Annotated in this window: 1 protein-coding gene; it reads right to left on the reverse strand. The window is 46.0% G+C overall.

The window, feature by feature from the left end:
* Nucleotides 1-276 (reverse strand): PCRF domain-containing protein (locus RYX56_RS22140; protein WP_317124088.1); only part of this gene is annotated, 276 nt, incomplete at both ends.

Consider the following 276-nt stretch of genomic DNA (forward strand, 5'->3'; position numbering starts at 1 on the left):
CTTTTAAATAGCCATACGCATTATGCCCATTAATACCAAGGGTTACGCTTTTAATTCCGGCTTCATCGCCAGGCAGATAATCAAGGGTTACTACCTTAAAGCCCTTTCTCTCAGCCCAGCGTGTGTACATTCTAAGCAGCATCGCACCCCAGTCCTGCGACTCTGTTCCCCCTGCACCGGGGTGAAGCTCTAAGATCGCATTATTTTTATCATATTCACCACTTAACAGAAGCTGAAGTTCAAAATGATTTAGGCGATCCGAAAGCTGCCCCAGTT

It is taken from the genome of Alkalihalophilus lindianensis (assembly GCF_032843265.1).
Taxonomy (GTDB): Bacteria; Bacillota; Bacilli; order Bacillales; family Bacillaceae_D; genus Alkalihalophilus; species Alkalihalophilus lindianensis.